15 protein-coding genes and 1 tRNA gene are annotated in these 20,824 nt (G+C 43.3%); 9 read left to right on the forward strand and 7 right to left on the reverse strand.

Going from position 1 to position 20,824, the window contains the following annotated elements; all coding sequences use genetic code 11:
- Positions 1–118: 118 nt before the first annotated feature.
- Positions 119–1,603: a hypothetical protein gene (locus SNE26_RS02470; RefSeq protein ID WP_321557797.1), complete on the reverse strand. Its 1,485-nt coding sequence runs from the start codon at positions 1,601–1,603 to the stop codon at positions 119–121.
- Positions 1,604–1,821: 218 nt separating this feature from the next.
- Here SNE26_RS02470 and SNE26_RS02475 point away from each other — a divergent pair, with 218 nt between their 5' ends.
- The 5 genes from SNE26_RS02475 to SNE26_RS02495 all read left to right on the forward strand — a co-directional run bounded on the left by SNE26_RS02475 (position 1,822) and on the right by SNE26_RS02495 (position 5,404).
- Complete coding sequence (locus SNE26_RS02475) at positions 1,822–2,280, forward strand: SRPBCC family protein (protein WP_321557798.1); 459 nt, start codon at positions 1,822–1,824, stop codon at positions 2,278–2,280.
- A 153-nt stretch (positions 2,281–2,433) separates the two neighbouring features.
- The gene (locus SNE26_RS02480; protein WP_321557799.1) at positions 2,434–3,483 is read left to right on the forward strand and encodes a histidine kinase; all 1,050 of its coding nucleotides are present in this window, start codon (positions 2,434–2,436) and stop codon (positions 3,481–3,483) included.
- The gene (locus tag SNE26_RS02485; RefSeq protein WP_321557800.1) at positions 3,458–4,222 is read left to right on the forward strand and encodes a LytTR family DNA-binding domain-containing protein; all 765 of its coding nucleotides are present in this window, start codon (positions 3,458–3,460) and stop codon (positions 4,220–4,222) included. Before SNE26_RS02480 ends, SNE26_RS02485 begins: the two co-directional genes overlap by 26 nt.
- Before the next feature lie 300 nt (positions 4,223–4,522).
- Positions 4,523–5,116 carry a porin family protein gene (locus SNE26_RS02490; protein WP_321557801.1) on the forward strand — a complete coding sequence of 198 codons (594 nt, stop codon included), beginning with the start codon at positions 4,523–4,525 and terminating at the stop codon, positions 5,114–5,116.
- Positions 5,117–5,182: 66 nt separating this feature from the next.
- A complete protein-coding gene (locus SNE26_RS02495) occupies positions 5,183–5,404 on the forward strand; it encodes a hypothetical protein (RefSeq protein ID WP_321557802.1) in 222 nt (73 codons plus the stop codon).
- A gap of 9 nt (positions 5,405–5,413) precedes the next feature.
- Here SNE26_RS02495 and SNE26_RS02500 read toward each other — a convergent pair whose 3' ends face one another.
- Complete coding sequence (locus SNE26_RS02500) at positions 5,414–7,519, reverse strand: AAA family ATPase (RefSeq protein WP_321557803.1); 2,106 nt, start codon at positions 7,517–7,519, stop codon at positions 5,414–5,416.
- Positions 7,520–7,834: 315 nt separating this feature from the next.
- On the opposite strand from SNE26_RS02500, the gene SNE26_RS02505 reads away from it, so the two are divergent.
- Positions 7,835–7,907, forward strand: a tRNA-Gly gene (locus tag SNE26_RS02505).
- Positions 7,908–8,240: 333 nt separating this feature from the next.
- On the opposite strand, the gene SNE26_RS02510 is transcribed toward SNE26_RS02505, so the two are convergent.
- Both SNE26_RS02510 and SNE26_RS02515 read right to left on the reverse strand, forming a co-directional pair.
- On the reverse strand, positions 8,241–8,483 hold the full coding sequence (locus tag SNE26_RS02510) for a hypothetical protein (protein ID WP_321557804.1): 243 nt from the start codon (positions 8,481–8,483) through the stop codon (positions 8,241–8,243).
- 44 nt (positions 8,484–8,527) lie between these two features.
- On the reverse strand, positions 8,528–8,914 hold the full coding sequence (locus SNE26_RS02515; RefSeq protein WP_321557805.1) for a VOC family protein: 387 nt from the start codon (positions 8,912–8,914) through the stop codon (positions 8,528–8,530).
- A 248-nt stretch (positions 8,915–9,162) separates the two neighbouring features.
- Here SNE26_RS02515 and SNE26_RS02520 point away from each other — a divergent pair, with 248 nt between their 5' ends.
- Positions 9,163–10,245, forward strand: a complete 1,083-nt coding sequence (locus SNE26_RS02520) for a YncE family protein (RefSeq protein ID WP_321557806.1) — start codon at positions 9,163–9,165, stop codon at positions 10,243–10,245.
- 85 nt (positions 10,246–10,330) lie between these two features.
- On the opposite strand, the gene SNE26_RS02525 is transcribed toward SNE26_RS02520, so the two are convergent.
- Complete coding sequence (locus SNE26_RS02525) at positions 10,331–11,257, reverse strand: DUF6268 family outer membrane beta-barrel protein (protein ID WP_321557807.1); 927 nt, start codon at positions 11,255–11,257, stop codon at positions 10,331–10,333.
- 41 nt (positions 11,258–11,298) lie between these two features.
- Positions 11,299–11,748 (reverse strand): MarR family transcriptional regulator, encoded by a 450-nt coding sequence (locus tag SNE26_RS02530; RefSeq protein ID WP_321557808.1) that lies wholly within the window; start codon positions 11,746–11,748, stop codon positions 11,299–11,301.
- Positions 11,749–11,894: 146 nt separating this feature from the next.
- Here SNE26_RS02530 and SNE26_RS02535 point away from each other — a divergent pair, with 146 nt between their 5' ends.
- On the forward strand, positions 11,895–15,536 hold the full coding sequence (locus tag SNE26_RS02535; RefSeq protein WP_321557809.1) for a family 78 glycoside hydrolase catalytic domain: 3,642 nt from the start codon (positions 11,895–11,897) through the stop codon (positions 15,534–15,536).
- 88 nt (positions 15,537–15,624) lie between these two features.
- Here the strand turns inward: SNE26_RS02535 and SNE26_RS02540 are convergent, their stop codons facing one another.
- Positions 15,625–16,035: a cupin domain-containing protein gene (locus SNE26_RS02540; protein ID WP_321557810.1), complete on the reverse strand. Its 411-nt coding sequence runs from the start codon at positions 16,033–16,035 to the stop codon at positions 15,625–15,627.
- Between the two features lie 423 nt (positions 16,036–16,458).
- Between SNE26_RS02540 and SNE26_RS02545 the strand changes: the two genes are divergently transcribed.
- Complete coding sequence (locus SNE26_RS02545) at positions 16,459–20,547, forward strand: two-component regulator propeller domain-containing protein (protein ID WP_321557811.1); 4,089 nt, start codon at positions 16,459–16,461, stop codon at positions 20,545–20,547.
- The last annotated feature ends 277 nt before the right edge of the window (positions 20,548–20,824 follow it).

Genomic DNA, 20,824 nt, shown 5'->3' on the forward strand with positions numbered 1-20,824 from the left:
CTAAATGCGAATGAACTTACTACTGTCAAAAGGGCCCGATGTTAACCAGCAAGCAAATGTAAACAGATTTGTTTATAATGCAGTTTAAGCTATTTTGATAATATAAAGTTGCTTAATGTTAAGCTCCTGTCTTTTTTTTGATCCTTAACAAACCATTGGCAGTAGTTGCATAAATGATGCCTTTTGAATCTTGTACTATCTGGTAAATAGTAAAACCCGGTAACGGCGAATTGTTATTGTGATAATTTTCCCAGCCATTGTTCAGGTCGAACCTGGCAATGCCTGATTCATCGGTACCCAGCCACAAAACATGCTCAAACTTATCATACAACATGGTATTAACATGGTTAGCGGGTATGCCCGAGTTTTTATCGTTATAATGCAGCCAATTGCCATTAAACTTTAATACAGCAACACCTTCCTTATCGCTGTCATTTTCGCCAGGCTGTTTATAGCAATCAACAAGTGAGAAGTAAACATTTCCTTTTTCATCCTCCACAGCGCCCGAAATGGTTGCATTTTTTAACGGGGTATTATTGAGGCTGTTAAAAGAGGTGATAACGCTCTTGTCAATCATAATAGTGCCTTTTGACGTACCTATCCAAAGCCGTTTCTGACTATCTACATAGGCAAAAAGTACATTGCTTGAGGGCATTTCAGGCATCGATTTTTTGTTTATCACAACTACTTTATCTTTCCTTTTTACAACAAGGCCGTTTTGGGTTGTAAAAAGCAATTCGCCGTTGCGGCTGTTCAGCACCTGGTTAACCCCGCCTGCTAAAAACTGTTTAAAATCAAACAGCTGCCAGCCGCCGCTGCCGTACATAAATATTTTATTATCGTAATAAACCCATTTATTGTTATCTCTGTCGATAGTTACTTCCTTTATGTTAGCATCTGACGGGAATGGCGAATTATATTCATTAACCGGGATAAATGTTGTTCCCTCAAAACGGGTCATCCCTTTTTCGGTAGCATACCATAACAGATCCGATTGATCCATAGCAGCTGATTTACTGATGTTATCAACCAGGGGCGAGTTATATTTTGTCCAAACTGTAAAGTCGTAGTTTTTTAATGATGGATTAGCGTAGGTGAAAGTTTTATTGTAAATGGTTGGGTCGCCGGGAGGTTTCATTTCGGCAAGGTCCAGCCTTTGTACCTGGCCGTAAACGCCGCCGCTTATAAAACGAAAGATCACATTTACAGACGAGGCTACCGGTTTTCCATCCACTTTGGCCGGTTTCCAGATACAACCGTTCAGGTAGGTGATCAACTCGTTAGTGAGGGCGCTTTTGCTTGCATCGTTATGGCTAAGTACGCAGCTAAACCCTCTTTCGTCAACCAAAACCTGGAAGGTTATGGAGCCCGTAGCTTCTTTTAGCAGGTAACGGTTATTGATCCTCGCAGAAACAAAATCAATGGCAAGCTGATCGCAGCTGGCCTTGGGATCGCCGCAATCCATGCAATAATTGGTGATGTTGCACATCTCTACCTTTTGCAAAAAAAGGTTTTGTGCAAACAAGGTTGATGGTAAAATGAAGATAAACAGGCAGATAAATAAAACTCTGCGGATTTTGGTTGAGGATAACAATGCCAGCATTACGCTTATAAATAAAAGAAAGCAAACCCGAAACTCCAAGCGAATGATAGTTAAATAATGTTAAACAAAGATACAAATCCTAAATGAGGATAGCATGAAGCAGATTGCATTTGGCTCGCCTGCTATAAAACATTTAAAATATGATATATGTTATTTTAAAACTGATTATCCTGAAGCACGGATTTATTACATTTTAAGCCCTTTAATATTTACTTAATATGAAAGCCGAAAAATCAAAAAGCGCCGAAGCGCAAATGCTGATCCGTAAGCCTGTTGCCGAAGTGTTTAACGCTTTTATCGATCCGTATGTTACCACGCAATTCTGGTTTACACAATCAACAGGTAAACTGGAAACCGGAAAGCAGGTTACCTGGTCATGGGAAATGTATGGTGTATCATCGGCAGTGGTTCCGATAGTTATTAAAGAAAACGAATTGATCACCGTTGAATGGGGATCGCCTGCGACAACTGTTGATTTTAATTTTAAAGCTATGGGCGATGATGCTACCTATGTAGAGATTCAGAATTATGGCTTCAATAAAACGGGAGACGAATTAATTGCTGCTATCAAAGATTCGACAGGAGGTTTTACTACGGTTTTAGACGGGTTGAAGGCCTGGCTGGAGTACGGGATTCATTTAAATTTGATGGGGGATAAATTCCCGAAAGGAAAGTAACCTGGTGAATCGGATTTTTTATAATCAGAAAAACAAAGATACTTTCGGCAGTTGCACTTTTTAAACCCTTTAAAAGTACGTTCAGGTCCCTTTTTGCCTGTTTCGGGAGTAAATTGATACCGGGCTTATGCCGATTAACTATCTTTGAGTAATATGCCGTCTCCATTACCAATTAAGAGCCTCATCCGGCTTAACTGGCTGCTTGTATCTACTTTTACCGCGATCATATCGCTGTATTTTATTTTTTTACTGGACGAAGCGCCGCTATACAAGGTTTTTTATATGGCTATGACCGCGCTGGGGATAAGTTTGGTGGCATTTGTAAATGTCAGGATCCTGATCTTATTGGCCCGTAAGTATAGCGCCAGGGGTAAAGTATTCAGGCGGTACCGTTATTTTTTTACTTATACAGCAAGCGCTGCTGCATACGTGATGCTGGCACCCGCGTTTGATTATATTGAACACAAAAGTAATTTATTCCCTTTCCCGGTTTATCTGATCATATTTCTTGTTTCCGGTATTCTTGTTAATACCGTGATTGTCCTGCTACAGGACTTCGTGATCCTGCAGGCTGATAAAGCACATGCCGATCTGGAACTATCCCAAATCAAAACAGCACATGCCGAAGCCACAAATCTGCTGTTAAAACAGCAGATCCACCCGCACTTCCTGTTTAATGCACTTAATACGCTTAAAGCACTTTACCGGAAAGATCCGTGCGCGGGAGATAATTATATTGTTCACCTGGCTAATTTTTTAAGGGCCTCTGTTTATAATCATGCAGCAAAAACTTCGAGCCTTGCCGATGAACTGGCGCTGTTGCTCGACTACCTGGAAATGCAAAAGATAAGGTTTGGTTCGGCATTAAACTGTATTATTGACTTACCTGCCGATATTTTGAATGACCGTTATCTGCCATCTTTTTCATTACAGCCGCTGCTCGAAAACGCAATCAAGCATAATGAGCTAACCCAGCAGTCGCCGCTTATTATCAATATTTTTTGTTCAGAAGACAGGATAGTGGTATCCAATACGCTTAAAAAGAAAAATCTTAATGTAACTTCAACCTACCATGGGCTGGCCAATCTTGCCGAACGGTATAGCCTGTTATCGGGGGATGAAGTTATTATCAATGAAAATGCGAATACATTTTCCGTAAGTATCAGATTATTGAATAATGAATATAGCGATCATAGAGGATGAACCGTTAGTTGCCGATGACCTGGAGCTGAGTATAACACAGCTTGTCAGTGAACCTGCAACCATTGTACAGCTGCATTCTGTAAAGGAGGCCATTGGCTATTTTACCGGCGGTAATAAAACCGATCTTATATTCAGTGATATTCAACTGGGGGATGGTTTAAGTTTTGAGATCTTCGCGGCAATTGCTATTGATGTTCCGGTTATTTTTTGCACGGCATATGATGAGTATGCACTGGACGCGTTTAAAGCGAACGGAATAGATTATATTTTAAAGCCCTTTACAACACAAACCCTTCAGCAGGCGCTTGAACGTTATGCCCAGTTAAAAAAGGTATTTCTGACAAAGCAGCCGCCGCAATATGACATGCTATTGGAGCTGTTAGCCAAAAAAGAAACGCCCAGGCCATCATCAGTACTGGTTTATCACCAGGATAAGATCATCCCGATAAAATTAGATGATATCGCGTTGATCTATCTTTCAAATGAGGTTACACATTTGCTGACCTTTTCGGGCAAGAAGTTTTATCCTAACAAAAACCTGGATGAACTGGAAAGAACATGTGGCAGCTATTTTTTCAGGGCCAATCGCCAATTCTTGGTCAGCAGAAAAGCCATTATTGATGTTTCCAGCTTTTTCTCCCGTAAATTATCGCTTAACCTCAATATTACTTTCAGCGAAAAAGTTGTGGTAAGCAAAGGCAAAGCTTCTCAATTCCTTGCCTGGCTGGCAAAAGCCTGATAAATATTTATGAAAGCAAAAAGCAAAATACACAAAGCTAAAAGCCAATGATTTGATTTTTAGCTGGGCATGTTGTATTTATTTATAGACGCTATGCAATACCTTACCTCATAATAACGCTATTTTTTTATGCTGCAGCGGTAACGTATTTTTCCAATTATTCCGCTTCCGGCGCTACTTTGCCCGCTTCGGTTAGCTTTTCCTTTCGCAGGCCGCTTCATAGGTTCACTTTTGCGCTATAAAAAAACAAATGCGCTTTCGGGCCGCAAAAATTTATCTCAAATATTGAAATTAAAATTTATGAAAAAGCTACTCATTATGTTTACTTGTTTAATCCTGGTATCAACTAAAGGTTTCAGCCAGAGCTTAATCCAAAAGGTTGCGTCGCGCCTTGAATTTGGGCTTAAGGCAGGAGCCAACTATAGCAACTTTACCAATGCCAGTTTCCCTACTGACCCCTTGGTTGGTTTTCACGCAGGTGCTACTGTTGCGTTTAAGATCACCGATAATTTCCTGATCCAGGAAGAGTTTTTATTCTCTTCGCAAGGTGCAAAAATTAAGGGCGGTTCACTTGGCGATCAAAACCTTAAACTATCCTACATTTCGGTCCCTTTTCTGTTAAAATACCGCGGTGACTCAGGTTTTTATATTGAAGCCGGTCCGCAGGTGGGTATGAAAGCTAAAGAAGATGTTTCAGGATTAAGCGCGGGCGATTTTGCCAAAAAACTTGACCTGGCAGCGGCCGGAGGTGTTGGCTTTCAATCGAAACTGGGCCTTGGTATCGGTGTAAGATATGTTTACGGACTTTCAAAAGTGGGCAACTTTAATATTTCCAGCATCAACAACGATTTTAAAAATAATAACGTTCAGGCCAGTTTATTTTACGTGTTTTAAGCTATCGGAAGATATTTCGCTTAAAAGCCTGGTATTAAAATGCCGGGCTTTTTTTACTTTTGCATCATGAGCTACGAAGAATTGAGTGAATACTTTAGTAATGTTACTTTACCCGATGAGTTAAGGTTAGACCGTGCTACAACCCAGCTCCATGTTGCCGATTTTGTTAAGCAACTATTAAAAAATATGAAAAATTATCCCGATAACTGGAGGCACCAATACCAGTTAATAAGGATCAAAAACGCGCTCGAAAATCCGTATAACGGCCCGGAAATCCCAAGGTTTTAATTTAGTGGCTCAGGAAAACAGGTCATTTTCGCCTAAATAGCTCCGGATCATTTTCAGGATGGGCTCGCCCAGGTCTGTTGCTTTGGCGTCACCAAAACTTTTTAATTGCGAAAGCTGGTTTAATGATCGCGGCAGTTTTGAAGTGATATCCCGCAGCATATTTTCTGATACCAGCGTATGTTCAGGGATCTTACGCTCAAGACTGGTTTCTTTGCGCCAGTTCAACAACAGCTTATATAGCTCTGGGTTAACAATTTCCTTTTCTTTTGGCAGGGATTTCGGGTTCCAGTTTTTATACACAGGCTTGTAACTTATCCCGGCTTCCTGTACCGATGATAAAACATCCCTGCCCGATGTGGCTATGGGCAGGCGTACAAATGCTGCCGTTTTCGCCTTCAGGTTAACCAGTAAGTGATTTAAGCTGTCATAAAATTCGGCCGGAGGATTGGTGTTATTAATGGCAATATAGAAACCATTAATAGCCTCTGTAAAAGCATTTAATTTAGGCAGGAAATAGTTGGCGGCATTTTTTAACCTGCCTATAAACGGTGCATTGTTCCAGATGAGCTGATCATCCGGCAAGGCGGCGAATTCCTTCCGGATAAAACGGTCGCCGATGTTTTTAATTTCAGTATCCCAGTTGTGGTCTGTTTTGTTAATACTTTCAGATAAGGGGCTATTTTTAACCCCATGGGCCAGCATGATGGTCTTTAGCTGTTTCCAGGCGCCTGTAAGCATCGAAAAATCAAAGATGTCTTTCATTTCTTCCAGCGCTATTTGCCGGATGGTGCTTTCAAGCAGCTGTTCATCGGGCATAGAAATGACGGCATTTTGCATAAAACCGATGATTTCGGGGTCGGTCCGGATATTTTCGGGGCGTACCGGTGATTTAAGGAGCATGCCATCAAGCGCGCGGCAACGGCTTAGCGCAACATACGCCTGCCCGAAGGCAAAGGCGGCATCAACATCAATAACCGCTTTTTCGAATGTTAGCCCCTGGCTTTTGTGTATGGTGATAGCCCAGGCCAGCCTCAAGGGGTATTGACTGAACGAACCATTGTTCTGTTCATTTACCTTTTGCTCATCTTCGGCCAGCGCATATTTTACATTTTGCCAGGTTTCGGGGGTTACCTCGAATTCAGAGCCGTCATCAAGAAAATTCAGACGGATATTGCCCGGGCCCATAGCAACTATACGCCCTGTACGCCCGTTATAATATTGCTTTTTACCCGAGCTGTCATTTTTAATGAACATTACCTGTGCGCCAACTTTCAATACCAAATCCTCTTCGGCAGGGTAGGCCTCTTTAGGGAAATCGCCGGTCACGGTGGCTTTAAAAGTGTGGGCTTCGCCATCAAGTTCCAGTAAACGCTGCTGATTAATTTCGTTAACCAGTTGGTTATGGGTTGATAGGGTTACGTAATCTTTAAGCCAGTTGGCATTCAGGTTAGGGTTATAATGCGCATTCAGTTTGTTAAGCATTTCGCTGTCTGCATAGCCGTTCCTGATATTATTCAGTATCTCAACAAACACCGGGTCTTTTTGGCGGTAAACCTGGGTAAGCTCAAAAGTTAGCACCGGGAATTTTTGAAAAGCGAGGCTATCGAAAAAATAGGGGCCTTTGTAAAAGTTTCTGAGTACCGGCCAGTCCTTTTCATAAACCGGGGGCAATTGAAATAAGTCGCCGATCATCAGCAACTGAACCCCGCCGAAAGGCCTCGCCGATCCTTTAGCCTGGCGCAGTACGGTATCAATATAGTCGAGCGTATCGGCCCGCACCATACTGATCTCATCAATAATGAGGAGGTCGAGGCATTTTAATATATTTGATTTTTCGAGGCTTACCTGCCTTAACAGCGTGCTGTGGTTGTTATGATCGGTTACCGGTACCTGCGGCCCGAAAGGTACCTGGAAAAAGGAATGAATGGTTACGCCGCCGGCGTTAATAGCTGCCACTGCGGTAGGAGCTACAACTGCCAGGTTTTTGGTAACGTTTGCCCTGATCCAGCGGAGAAAAGTGGTTTTACCTGTGCCGGCCTTACCGGTTAAAAATATCGGCCGGTTAGTATTTTTAATAAATTTAAGGACGAGTTCATGAAAAGGCTCCAGCACCATACACTTGTTATATATTATCGCTTCCCGGATCAGGAAATTATCTTCAAATTTAATAATTAGGTGCGATAGTGAGGGAAACTGTTTGTCAACATATCAGAGAGCGACTTCAAATAAAACACACCCAAACGGACAAATTAAGCGCATTCTTTGCCTTCTTTTAAGCGCTTGTTTTTAAAACGGACAACAATTGCAAACTATAACAGGCTTCATGCCTGGTATAAACATTTGATTAAAAGTGTGTTAAATTTAATGTGCGAAATTTCAAAAAATATTTTGCCAGCACCTGGCGGAAGTTATATATTTGCGGCCACCAACGCGAAAGTAGCTCAGTTGGTAGAGCACGACCTTGCCAAGGTCGGGGTCGCGAGTTCGAATCTCGTCTTTCGCTCAGAAGCCTTTCCCTGTTCAGGGAGAGGCTTTTTTTATACCTCTTATATTATCGATTCAACCTGGTGTACGAGTAATTTGAAATGCTTAAATGGGGTGATAAATTAACCCAAATCAATAGCAGCGTTTTTACTGCTTCCAATTGGGTTAAAAGCCATTCTGATAAAAGTCTATCTGTAACAATATCAATACAATAAAGATAGATAGTAAGGGTTGGGCGGGGCAGCGCCATGGCAGGGTTAATTCTTCCCCGGTTCGGGAAAGTTTATATACGCCATTTTACATATCAGCAAATATGAAAGCTGCTTCGTTGGCGTAATTTTCAGGAGATATTTCAGGAAAAAGTTTTGCGGTAACTGTACCAGCGGATAACTTTCAACAGTTCATCTTCTGATATAGTATTGCTGCCTGTTGGCTGAAAAACCAGTTCTTTATCCAGTATAGTAGCCCGTAATGGTTGTGGCAAGCCCGGACTGCTTTGTGTGTCTGGTTCGAAAACGCAGACGCTACTGCCTGAACCGGGAATTAAGATAACGTCGACCCCATCTACGGAGTTCAGTAAATAATTTTGATCCATGCTGTACCTGTTGCAAAAAGCATACCTGTATATCTATTTAGCTATTAGCGGGGGTGACCGAAAAATAAAATATAACCATCAGCGTCTTCCAGCTCAAAGCCGCGCAAACCATCAGGAGTATTCAGTAGCGGTACAGTGAAGCTAACACCGCGCGATATAAACTCCGCCGCCAGTGTATCCGGGTCAGGTACACTAACATAAGCATCCCAACGGGCATCCGGGGCTTGCTTGTAGTTCGGAAGCGGGTCCCCGCCTACAGATTTCAGGAAGATCATCGCCCCATCCCGCTGTACAATTGCAAAAAACGGATCGTGATCCGGCTCCTGGAAAACGGTATCAAAACCGAGTTTCTCCCGATAAAAGGATATTGCCGTTGTGACATTACTTACAATGAAGAATGGCGCAATGCCGGCGATGGCTGGCTGGTTCATACGCTAAAGTATTGAAGCTGTTATATAAAAATATGAAGTAAATAGCGAATTAGCAATAGAAGGAATTTCAGTTTTACGGCGCTTGTCTATTAAAAACAACTCATAATCGGTTACCTTCCGGCCATCGTCGATTATCCGGCAGCAGCAGAGAAAGCTTAGTTTACGTTCAGTATATTTGTTTAAGGAAGGGGCATTTCTTATGACCGCCTTCGGTTAATTATAGCCTGTTTTTCCAATCTACAAACCGCATGAAAAAAGTCTCTCGTAACCAAAGCTTTAAATTTAAAGCTCTAAAATTCGGCCTGATCAATTTACTTGCTGTAAGCTTTTTATGGATCCTGATAACGTTTACTATAACCCAATGCCAGGCACAGGCTACGGCACCGCGCTCCCTGCTTGCACTTTCAAAAAGCGATCATATCCTGGCAATCATTGACCCGGTTACGCTGAAGGTTATTGCGCGGGTGCCGGTAGGTTCCGATCCACATGAGGTTATTGCATCGGCTGATGGAAAGATGGCTTATGTTTCGATCTATGGCGGCGGAAGCCTGCACGAGCTTAGCGTGGTTGATCTTATAGCACAAAAGGCCTTACCCGCTATTGATACCAGGCCGCTGATGGGGCCGCACGGGTTAACATTTGCCGTTGGTAAGGTGTGGTTTTCTGCAGAGGGAGCCAAAGCCGTTGGCCGCTATGATCCGGCAACAGGTAAATTTGACTGGGCTATGGGAACCGGCCAGGACAGAACGCATATGATCTATGTAACCGATGACGGGAAGAAGGTTTACACCACAAATGTAACCTCGGCAACCGTAAGCTTTTTGGTGGATAGCCTGGTTAAACCTACGGGCCCTCCGGGAGGGTTCGCTCCACCGGCGCGCCGCAACTGGGTACAAACTGTTATTCCGGTAGCTAAAGGCTCTGAAGGTTTTGATGTTTCGCCCGACGGCCGTGAATTATGGACTGCAGGTGCTGATGAAGGCGCTATTTCAATCATTGATATCGCGGCCAAAAAGGTAACTGCTACAATTGATGCCAAGGTTGTGGGTGCTAACCGGCTTAAGTTTACGCCGGATGGTAAGCGCGTATTGGTTACAAGCCTCCGCACAGGTGATCTGTTTATTTTCGATGCAGTATCACACCAGGAACTGAAACGCCTGAATACGGGTCACGGCGCGGCGGGTATCCTGATAGATGATGACGGATCACGTGCATTTATTGGCTGCACCGGCGATAACTACGTGGCGGTGATCGACCTTAATAAATTAGAAGTGACCGGGCATATTGATATCCGTGGGGCAGATGGTTTAGCCTGGGCGGTTAGGCGTTAGTATTGTGGATGGGAATATTCCAAAGGTCTCCTGATTTTCCAGGAAACCTTTGAATTCAGAAAGGAGTCAAATCACAACTATCCTATCAAAACTGGTAACTAACCCCACCCTGAAATATAAATGAGTTTTGGTTATAAGCAACATTGGCTACCCGGTCATTAAGCTTACCAAATCCTTCAAATGGCACCTTTTGATCCATGTTGAATGTTTCCAGTCTTTGCATAAATGTATGGCCGGCTACCAGGGTGCATTTCCATCTTCTGCCGAGTGTGAGATCATATAATAAACCGGCGCTGTTTTGTCGTAAATGCAGGTATTGTGGCTGGTCATTGGTATTGAGGCGGTACATGCTTCCGTCAATTGCCATAGTTACACCCAGCGATTGTGAGTTCGAAAGTCTGCGTTTTAATGATGCTCTTGAGGGTAAAACAGCGGTAAAGTTCCAGTTATCATTAATAGTCCAGTCAAAATCAGGCAGGGGCAATAAAAACTGCCCCGAGTAGTTGCGTGTATACACCAATGTAACTCCCCATTTAAAAGATTTGCCTGACCGATACCCCATGCGTACACCAAGTGTATACAGGATATCATTGGCTTCGATACTGTGTTTAAAATCTGAACCGGCAGTGGCTAAACCTATAAAGGAAATTGTTTTAGTCCGGGATAGCGAATAATTCAGCAATAAAGGAATAGTAACTGAATGAAAGGCACTTTCGCCAATTTTTTCTTCATTTGAGAGGAAAAGGCCCCTGTACCGGAGCCCGGTTTTTATTAGAACAGAGTTTACACTGGAAAAATCTTTGTAAACAGGGATGCCGATATCTGCTATTGGCTGCTGCAGCGTTATGGTATTGTTGTTTACTTTAACAGGGCTAACAATATCAGTTACGCTAACGCCACCAAGAAAGGGTGATGTAGTAAGCAGTTTTTTATGTTTTGCCGTATCCGGGCTTTGGCAATAGGACAGTACAGGCAATAAGAGTCCTGCCAGAAGAAAAATGCATTTTTTCATGTCTGTTAATTTGTTTTAAAGTTTATAGGAGATGGGGTTGATTACATAGGGGTAACTATTGAAATTAGTTTTTTCATGAGGTAATCGAGCTGTTTCTTTTCTTCGGCAGTAAATTCTGCCGTTAAAGCAGTATCAAATTTTTCAATAACAATGTCGGCCTGTACAGAGAGCTTGTGGCCATAGTCTGTTAATTCAACGCGAGTTTTCCGTTTGTCATCAATGTCCTGATCTACCTTTACCATGCCATTTTTAAGCAAGAAGGCTACTGTTCTGTTAACGGAGGCCTTGTCGCGTTGCAGCTTATAGCATACTTCTTGTTGCGAGGTAGTCCCTGTATAGTACAGGCTAAGTAGAACCTGTAGTTGATCCATTTCCAGAGGGAGGCCCTGGTCGCGGAAAATTTTATCACATTCCCGGCGCAACCTGTTTGAAACTGCCCCAATTTGGGCGATTAAATACGGTGGCAGAGGATTGCCATAATTCCTATCCATAAGACAAAAGTAGATAATTGGTTGATATATCAACCAGTTGTTTTGAAAATAATTTGAATAGTTTATCAAAGGGGTAAGTAAGGGACAGTTAAGAATCATTTAATTAGCATATTGCTTTGCCAATTGTTTTTACTGTAAACCCAATTATGATAAAAAATCCTGCCTCTATAGCCAAATCGGCTGTCCTGATTTTATTACTGTTATTTTCATTTATACAAGTTAACCTATATGCTGCCGCAAAGGGAACCAGGATAGTGAACCTGCAGGTGGAATATACTGACCATCCTATTGGGATTGATGTTAAACTGCCCCGGTTTAGCTGGCAGATGCTCGCCCCTGAAGGATCGAGAGGCTATAGCCAGGTTGCTTATCAGATCTCTGTAAAAGATGCACAGGGAAAAGTAGTTTGGAAAAGCTCCAAAATAAAAAGCGGAACGGCCTTGGCTGTGGTTTATGCAGGCTCGCCGCTAAAAGCCGCGACCCGCTATAGCTGGACGGTAAATGTTTGGGATCAGGCAGGCGGCGTTTCTTCCGCAAACTCCTGGTTCGAAACCGGGCTTATGGACACGGAGATGTCGGCCTGGGATGGTGCGCAATGGATAGGAGGAGGGGATAATGACCTGGTGCTTTATGCACATTACCTGCCGCTGTATAACCTGAAATATAAAGTGGCTATCGCTCCAGGCAGCTCCAGGGCAAGTATAATTTTTGCCGCTAATGACCCACGGTTGATGGATAGTAACAGGAACGTTTTCCAGCTTGCCAATAAAAAGAACCAATCATACTTTAAGGTGGAGCTGGATATTTCCGGCCTGGAGCAGGGAGGGAATGCCAGAATCAATGTATATAGGGCCGGGTATTCAGATAAAGATACCCTGGGTAAAGTATTTAAAAGCTTTCCGGTAAAAACCGACCTGATTGGCAACGGCAATAAGAACAAACAGCACTCCATCCTCATCCATAATGAATTTGGTACGCTTACATTTACTGTTGATGATGATAAAACATTTCTTGCCGATGAAAAAAGAGGCACAGCAGTAGCCAGCCCCGTACCGGCAAACCGCGGAGCGGTGATAACGCTTAACCCGCTGGGCGCGGGGGGAGATGTTGTATCTTATGGAATGTTAGGTGAAATAGGCTTTTCGGCAGACCAGAACCAGAAAGCTGAATTTTCCGATCTTACTGTGTCAAATATCAGGTCGCCGCGCAACGCTTTATTCAGTGAAAAACCCGAAGAAAATAATTACAGCGGAATTTTTAAAGAAGCCGCTGCTGCGCCTGCCTCCAGCCTGGTTATAAAAAATGGAAAATATGAAGTAAGTGGTGGAAGTGCCGGGGCATTCATCCTTGCCGATCCCAGCCGAAATGCCATGCCGATGTTACGGTCGGTGTTTAGTGCGAATAAAGCTATTTCGAAAGCAAGGCTTTATGTCACTGCAAGGGGGATTTATGAAATTTATTTTAACGGTAAAAGGATAGGTAACGATTATTACAATCCCGGCCTTACCCAGTATAACAAGACCCAGCTTTATCAAACCTACGATGTAACGGCTATGATAGGCAAAGGTAAAAATGCTATCGGAGCTATGCTTGGTGAAGGCTGGTGGAGCGGATTGTTAAGCTACGGATCTGTCTGGAACCATTTTGGCGACCGGCAATCTTTATTGGCGAAACTGGTGATTACTTATGCTGATGGTTCAGAGGAGGTGATCAAAACTAACGACAAAAACTGGAAGTATTTTAACCACGGCCCTGTTGTTTATAGCAGCCTGGATATGGGCGAGGTTGATGATGCCATGCGTCAAGCAGCAGTTAAAGACTGGAACACGGTAGCCTATGATGATCATACCTGGCAAAAAGCGGAGGAAGTATCGTTAAAAGGAACAACATATACAGGGGATGACGTTGACTACTTCGGAAAAAAGATTCCTGTTGATTTTGATCATATTTCGATGACCGGGCAGATCGGAACATCGGCAGGGATCTATAAAACCCTTACCGCAAAAGCAGTGAAGGAAGTTCGAAAAGGCGTTTACGTTTATGATATGGGGCAAAATTTTGTAGGCGTGCCTAAGATCAGAATCAAAAATGGTATCGCCGGGAAAAAACTAACCCTGCGCTATGCTGAGATCATGTACCCCAACCTGAAAGAGTCTGGTAAAAATGTAGGCATGATCATGACCGAAAATTACCGTGCAGCATTAAGCCAGGATCTTTATATCATGAAAGATGGTGACCAGGTGATTCAGCCGCATTTTACATCGCATGGATATCAGTACATCGAAATTACCGGTATTGATAGCCCATTGCCCCTTAGTGATGTACAGGGACTCGCGATCAGCTCTGTCAAAAAATTGACTGCCGATTATGCAACTTCCAATCCGAAGGTGAATAAACTATGGTCAAACCTGACGTGGTCAAACATCGATAACTTCCTCACCATACCAACCGATTGCCCGCAAAGGAACGAGCGCATGGGCTGGTCGGGCGATATCAGTATTTTTTCGCGTACGGCAACCTATGTATCCAATGCAGATCAGTTTCTGCGCAGGCATATGCTGGCCATGCGTGATCTGCAAACGGAGCAGGGACGGTTTACCGATATTGCACCTGTAGGCGGCGGATTTGGCGGTGTGATCTGGGGAAGTGCAGGCATCACCGTAGCCTGGGAGGCTTACCAGCAATATAATGATGTATCCCTGCTGGCCGAACATTATGAAGCAATGTGCAGGTATATGGATTACATCGACTCAACTATTGATCCTAAAACCGGCTTCAGTACGGATGGTGTGCTGGGCGACTGGCTTGGGCCACAGTATATGCAGTTGGGCACAGCCTTTCCGGTTACTGCTTACCATGTTTATGACCTGGGTATTATGTCAAAGGTTGCTGGTATTTTAGGTAAAAAGGATGATGCCGAGAAATTCAGGAAGAAGTATGATGAGCGAAAAGCTTTCTTCAACAAAACATTTGTTAATGCTGATAAAAAGGCAGTAGGCCTTATTGGTGGCGGGATGTTCGGCGAACCGGGCAAGAAGGAGTTTAAAGTTTCGGATACGCAAACGGCCTATGCAACAGGTTTGGCACTCGGCGTGTTCAGCGATGAAAACATCAGTTATATGACGAAAAATTTGCAGGCGGCTGTTGAACGCGAGAATAAAGATGACCAGGGGATCGTCCGTCCGGCTTATTCGCTCATGACCGGGTTTGTAGGTACAGGCGGGATCAGTAAAGCGCTTTCAGATCATGGGCATTCGGACTTGGCCTATAAACTGCTGCAGAATGAGCATTACCCATCATGGCTGTATGCTATTGACCAGGGTGCTACAACCATTTGGGAAAGGCTGAATGGGTACACCGTGGAAAATGGCTTTGGCGGAAATAATAGTATGAACTCGTTTAATCACTATTCATTTGGTGCTATTGGCCAGTGGATGCTTGCTTATTCTATCGGCATCCAACGCGATGAGCCTGGTTTTAAGAAATTTATTTTGCAGCCCGAGCCCGACCCGACCGGGAAGATGACCTGGGCTAAAGGATCTTATGATTCGCCTTATGGACGGATAAACAGCAGCTGGTCGGTAAGCGGTAAAATATTGACCTATAATGCAACTGTTCCGGCTAATACCACAGCTACATTGTTTCTTCCGGCAAGTACTGTTAAAGGCATAACCGAAGGCGGTAATCCTGCTACAGGTGCAAAGGGTATCAGCTTTATCAGGTTTGAAGGAAACAAAGCAATTTATCGTTTGATGCCGGGAGCTTACCGGTTTAAATCAAGCTTATAAAGCTGTGCCCGAAGCAATTTTGGAAGTATTGATCGCAATGATGATTGATGAAACCGGGGATCGATACTTCCAAAATCTATAATGAACCTTATTTAATTAATGTAACAAGTGGTTTGTCTTTTTCAACAATATAGGTAGCAAGCTCACTCGCTTTGGTGGTCCCCACATTTTTTACCGAATGCACGGTTCCGTAAGGAATGAATAAAACATCACCTGCTTTAAGTGTTACCGGTTGTTGGCCTGCTACCTGGTATTCCAGTAACCCATCAAGTACATAAATAATTTCTTCGCCGAAATGCGTATGCTGCGGGAACGACATTCCTTTTTCAACATCTACGCGTACCTGTACCATTTCACGGCCGGGAGTACTAAGGTCATGCCGCTGTAATTCGGTACGCCCTGCTGTGGCTTTTTGAGCCAGCACAGATGAAGGGAGAGTAAAAACTGCAAGGGCAGTAATAATAATGGCAGCAGCCAGCCTGTTTTTGTTAGTTTTCATAGCTTTTAGTTTTTTTTAGTAAAACTACAGCCTCAAACACCCTGTCAGGTAGTGCCAAATCAACGAACCGGACTAAATCATCCTTCAGGCAGACATTCACTATCCCGAAATAGCCAGATTTTTTAAACCGGATTTGTTATGCAAATTTACCATGGCATTGCCTTTACGGTTCCTGTAATCCCCATTCGGGTTGAACAAATAAGATTGATTTTTAAATGTGCAATCGATTGCACATTTAATTTTTGTTTATCTATATTTGATTTAACCAATTACCTCGTATTGATACTAATAAGCCTTATTAATACGATGGCTGATTTTTTTTATAAAGCCGTGAACCTATAGATATTTAATTTAATGATGCCAAAGACACCTTTAACAGGCAAAGCGTTAATTTTTTTACTATTCTTATGCTGCAGGTGCTGCATGGTCTTAGCCCAGCGTGATCTCAATTTCACAGCGCTGACCACCAAAGACGGATTGTCCTCTAACACGGTTAGTGTGATCTGGAAGGACCGCCGGGGATTGATGTGGATCGGGACCAGCGACGGGTTGAATAAATTTGATGGCACAAACTTCACCATATATCGTCATGATGCACAGGACTCTACCAGTATACCTGCCAATGAGATTTTGTCAATTTGTGAGGATCATTTAGGGCGTATGTGGGTTGGTACGGGAGGGGGAGGCCTGGCTTATTATGATCGCCGGCATAATTCGTTCGAATCCCGCCGGGCCAGCGCCGACTGGCCGAACCTTCGTGATATCAGCGCCCGTGCCATATGCGAAGACCACATGAACAATTTGTGGGTAGGCAGCTATGGCACCCTCCGGAAAATTGATTTCCGCACAAATAAAATTTTGAAAGTACAGCTGGGAAAGGTGTCGGATTCTTTCGTGGTTTTAAGTTTGTTTGAGGATAGTAAGCAACGAATGTGGGCGGGAACGAATAACGGGGTTTATGTGTTCGACCTAAAGTCGGGTAAAAGCTCTTTACTGTCACATGCTGATGCGGATCCGGCAAGTATAAGCGATAACGTAGTAAAGAGCATAACTGAAGATCCGAATGGCAATATGTGGTTTGGGACTACCCGGGGATTAAACCTGCTTATGCCCGACGGCAAAAGTTTTCGTAGTTTCCGTCATGCCGATAACGATCCTGAAAGTTTGAGCAGTGATGATATTTATGTGATTGAACCTGCCGGTGATAATAAACTATGGCTGGGCACAGAGGAGGGTTTAAATATATTTGATCTGTCGGGTTATACCTCGTTTAAAATCGGACCAGACATCAGAAAGATTTTTAGCCTGGCCAATAAATCTGTAAAGAGTATTTATATTGATAAAGGCGGAATCTTTTGGTTGGGTACCTACCAGGGAGGTCTAAACAAATATGATCGCAACCTTCCGCTGTTTAACCTTAAACGAAGCAATGCACTTGATCCCAAAGGTCTTGCTTCACCACTGGTGACTTCTTTTGCCGAATATAAAACCGACCTTGTTTTTGTTGGTACCGATGGTGGCGGTGTTAACCTGTTTGATCAGAAAACGGGTTTATTTACCCATTACGGCGAGGGAAGCCAGATGGGACATTTATCTGTGCTTGCTTTGAAGTTGGACAGGCGCGGTAGTTTATGGATGGGAACCTTTCACAAAGGACTTTTCCGGCTTGATCCAATTACGGGCCTGTTCAAAAAAATTTCAACAGGAGCCGGAGATAACGAAATCAACAATAAAGATATCCGTTGCATTGAGGAAGATTCCCGCGGCCGTATTTGGGTAGGTACTTTAGGCGGAGGCGTTAACCTTTATAACCCTGAAACCGGCGTGTTTATCAAATACACTAAAAATGCCAGGCATAAGGGCGAAATGCCATTAGCATTGAACGGTTATATCAGTACCATCTCTGAAAATAAAAATGGTGAAGTATGGGTAGGTTCATTAGGCACGGGGATTGCTGTATTTAATAAGGACCTTGGAAAATTCAAGATCTACAACAGGGGCAACAGCAACCTGGCAAATGATGGAGTACTCTGTATGTTTCATGACCGTGCCGGAAATACCTGGGTGGGGACTAATGGAGGAGGGCTAAGCCTCTTTAACCAGAAGGATGGTAAGTTTATTACCTATACAGACCGGGAGGGATTATCCAGTGGCATTGTTCACAAGATCCTTCAGGATGAAAACGGTATGTTATGGTTCAGTACAGATCAGGGTATTTACAGCTTTGATCCGGTCAATAAAAAATTCAAAAACTTCACTACTCATAATGGTGTCCAAAACAGCCCGTTCATTTCAGGTTCAGGTATGCAATCAACAAGGGGTGAGCTCTTTTTTGGCGGGCAGGACGGCTTTAACTATTTTGATCCAAAGCTTTTACCTAATAATCATGCTATTCCTAAAGTCCTTTTAACCGAGCTCAAAGTTTCTAATAGTACCGTTTATCCTGGTGAAAGCTCATCGCTCAAGGAGGATATTTCAATTGCGAAAAATATCAGGATGGCTTACGGGCAAAATTTTTCAATCAGTTACGTTGCATTAAATTATACCACTCCCCAGCAAAATAAATATTGCTATAAGCTGATCGGGTTTGACAAGGAATGGAACTTTGTCGGCACCTCCAAAACGGCATATTATACCAACATCGATCCCGGGAACTATACTTTTCAGGTTAGGGCCAGCAATAACGATGGTACCTGGAACGACCAGGTTAGCACCATTCATATTGAAGTGCAGCCGCCATTATGGCGCACGGTTTACGCATATATCGCCTATGTGCTCATCCTATTATGCCTGTTGTTTTATATCAGGCGCCGGGGTATTCAAAAGATAAAGACGCAGTTTTATCTTGAACAGGAAAAAGCGAAGGCAAAACAACTGATAGAGCAGGAACGCCGGGAATCTGAAAAGCTTCATGAACTTGATTTGCTGAAGATCAAATTCCTGACAAACCTGAGTCATGAGTTTCGTACGCCTATTTCATTGATTTTGGCCCCTGCCGATAAATTATTGTCGATACCAATTGATCCAGCCATTTCCGGCCAGGTACATGTGATGAGAAGGAATGCCAGAAGGTTGTTAAACCTGGTGAACCAGTTACTTGATTTTCGGAAAATGGAAGAGCAGGAACTAAAGCTGAACCTGGTTCCGGGAGACATTATTGCATTTATCAAAGAAGCGGCAGACTCGTTCCGGGACCTGTCAGAACGGAAAAAGATCGATTTTCGGTTGAATGCGGAGCCCGAATACCTGTTGGCAGCCTTTGATCATGATAAAATTGAGCGAATAATTTTTAACCTGTTGTCGAATGCGTTTAAATTTACCAGCGAGGGCGGGACGGTAGCGCTCAACGTATCCTGCGATGAAAGCAGCGTTGCCGGTGAAAAATGTTTACTTCGCCTTGAGTTTATTGATAATGGTTCGGGCATTCCTGCCGAAGTTCAGCAAAAGATCTTCGAGCGTTTTTATCAATACGACAATGCGGTTTCCATCCTTAATCAGGGCAGTGGCATCGGGCTTTCAATAACCCGCGAATTTGTTGAATTGCATGGCGGAACCATCGCTGTAGCAAGTACCCCAGGCAAAGGAAGTATGTTCACTGTTAACTTACCGGTAACCTCATTGCCGGTTCTGGATGAACCGGAAATACCTTGCATCGATGAACATTCCGAAGAAAACACAGGATCCGATTCAGTTGTATCCGAACTGGCGGCGGCCGGCGCTTCTGTCCGGGTTCCGGTTGTTTTGCTGGTGGAAGACAACGAGGAGATGAGGTATTATCTTAAAGATAACCTGAAAGTGCATTACCAGGTAGTAGAGGCCGCCAATGGGAAAGAAGGCTGGCAAAAAGCACTCTCCTGTCATCCGCAGCTGATTGTCAGTGATATCAGTATGCCGGAGATGAACGGCATCGAACTTAGCAAAAAAATTAAGGCCGATAAACGTACTGCTCACATCCCGGTTATCCTGCTAACGGCAATAACCGGAGAAGAAGAACAGCTCAAAGGACTGAAAACAGGTGCTAACGATTACCTGACCAAACCGTTTAATTTCGAGATCCTGAATGCCAAAATAAAAAACCTGTTAATGCTTAACCGCACACTGAAGGATACTTATTCCAAACAGATCCATGTGTGTGGTAATGATGTCGAGATCGAATCAGGTGATGCAAAGTTATTGAATAATGTTGTCAGGTATATCGAAGATAAATTAAATGATCCGGAGCTATCAGTGGAGGAGTTGAGCAGGCATGTGGGGATGAGCCGCGGGTCGCTTTATACAAAACTGTTAGAGCTTACCGGCCTAACACCGCTTGAATACATCCGGTCGGTTAAATTGGATAAGGCTGTAATTTTACTGGAAAAGAGCGATTATAATGTGGCCCAGATTGCCTATATGACCGGCTTTGGAACCCCCAGCTGGTTTTCAAACAAGTTTAAGGCTAAATATAACATGCTGCCATCGGAATATCAGCATTCCAAACGAAAAGATCGCCAGGTAACACAGGAAGCTTGATAAACTTTGCGGGAGTGACTTTTAAATCGCTCTTGCCAAGTTTTATTTAAAAAAAAATAGCACTATTAAACATTTGTTGCATAACGTTCAACAATCAACAACTCCAAACATTACCCATCACTGTACTTTAGGGCCCAAGTTTCCTGGTGTTTAAAACACACAGGAGAAGATTTATTCTTAAAACCAATTCCTGAACATGTACAGTAAAATAGTTTTACCGGGTATCATAATGTCAATCATTAGCCTGTTAGCAGCGTATCCATTTTTTATCTTCTTT

This window comes from Mucilaginibacter sp. cycad4 (genome assembly GCF_034263275.1).
GTDB lineage: Bacteria > Bacteroidota > Bacteroidia > Sphingobacteriales > Sphingobacteriaceae > Mucilaginibacter.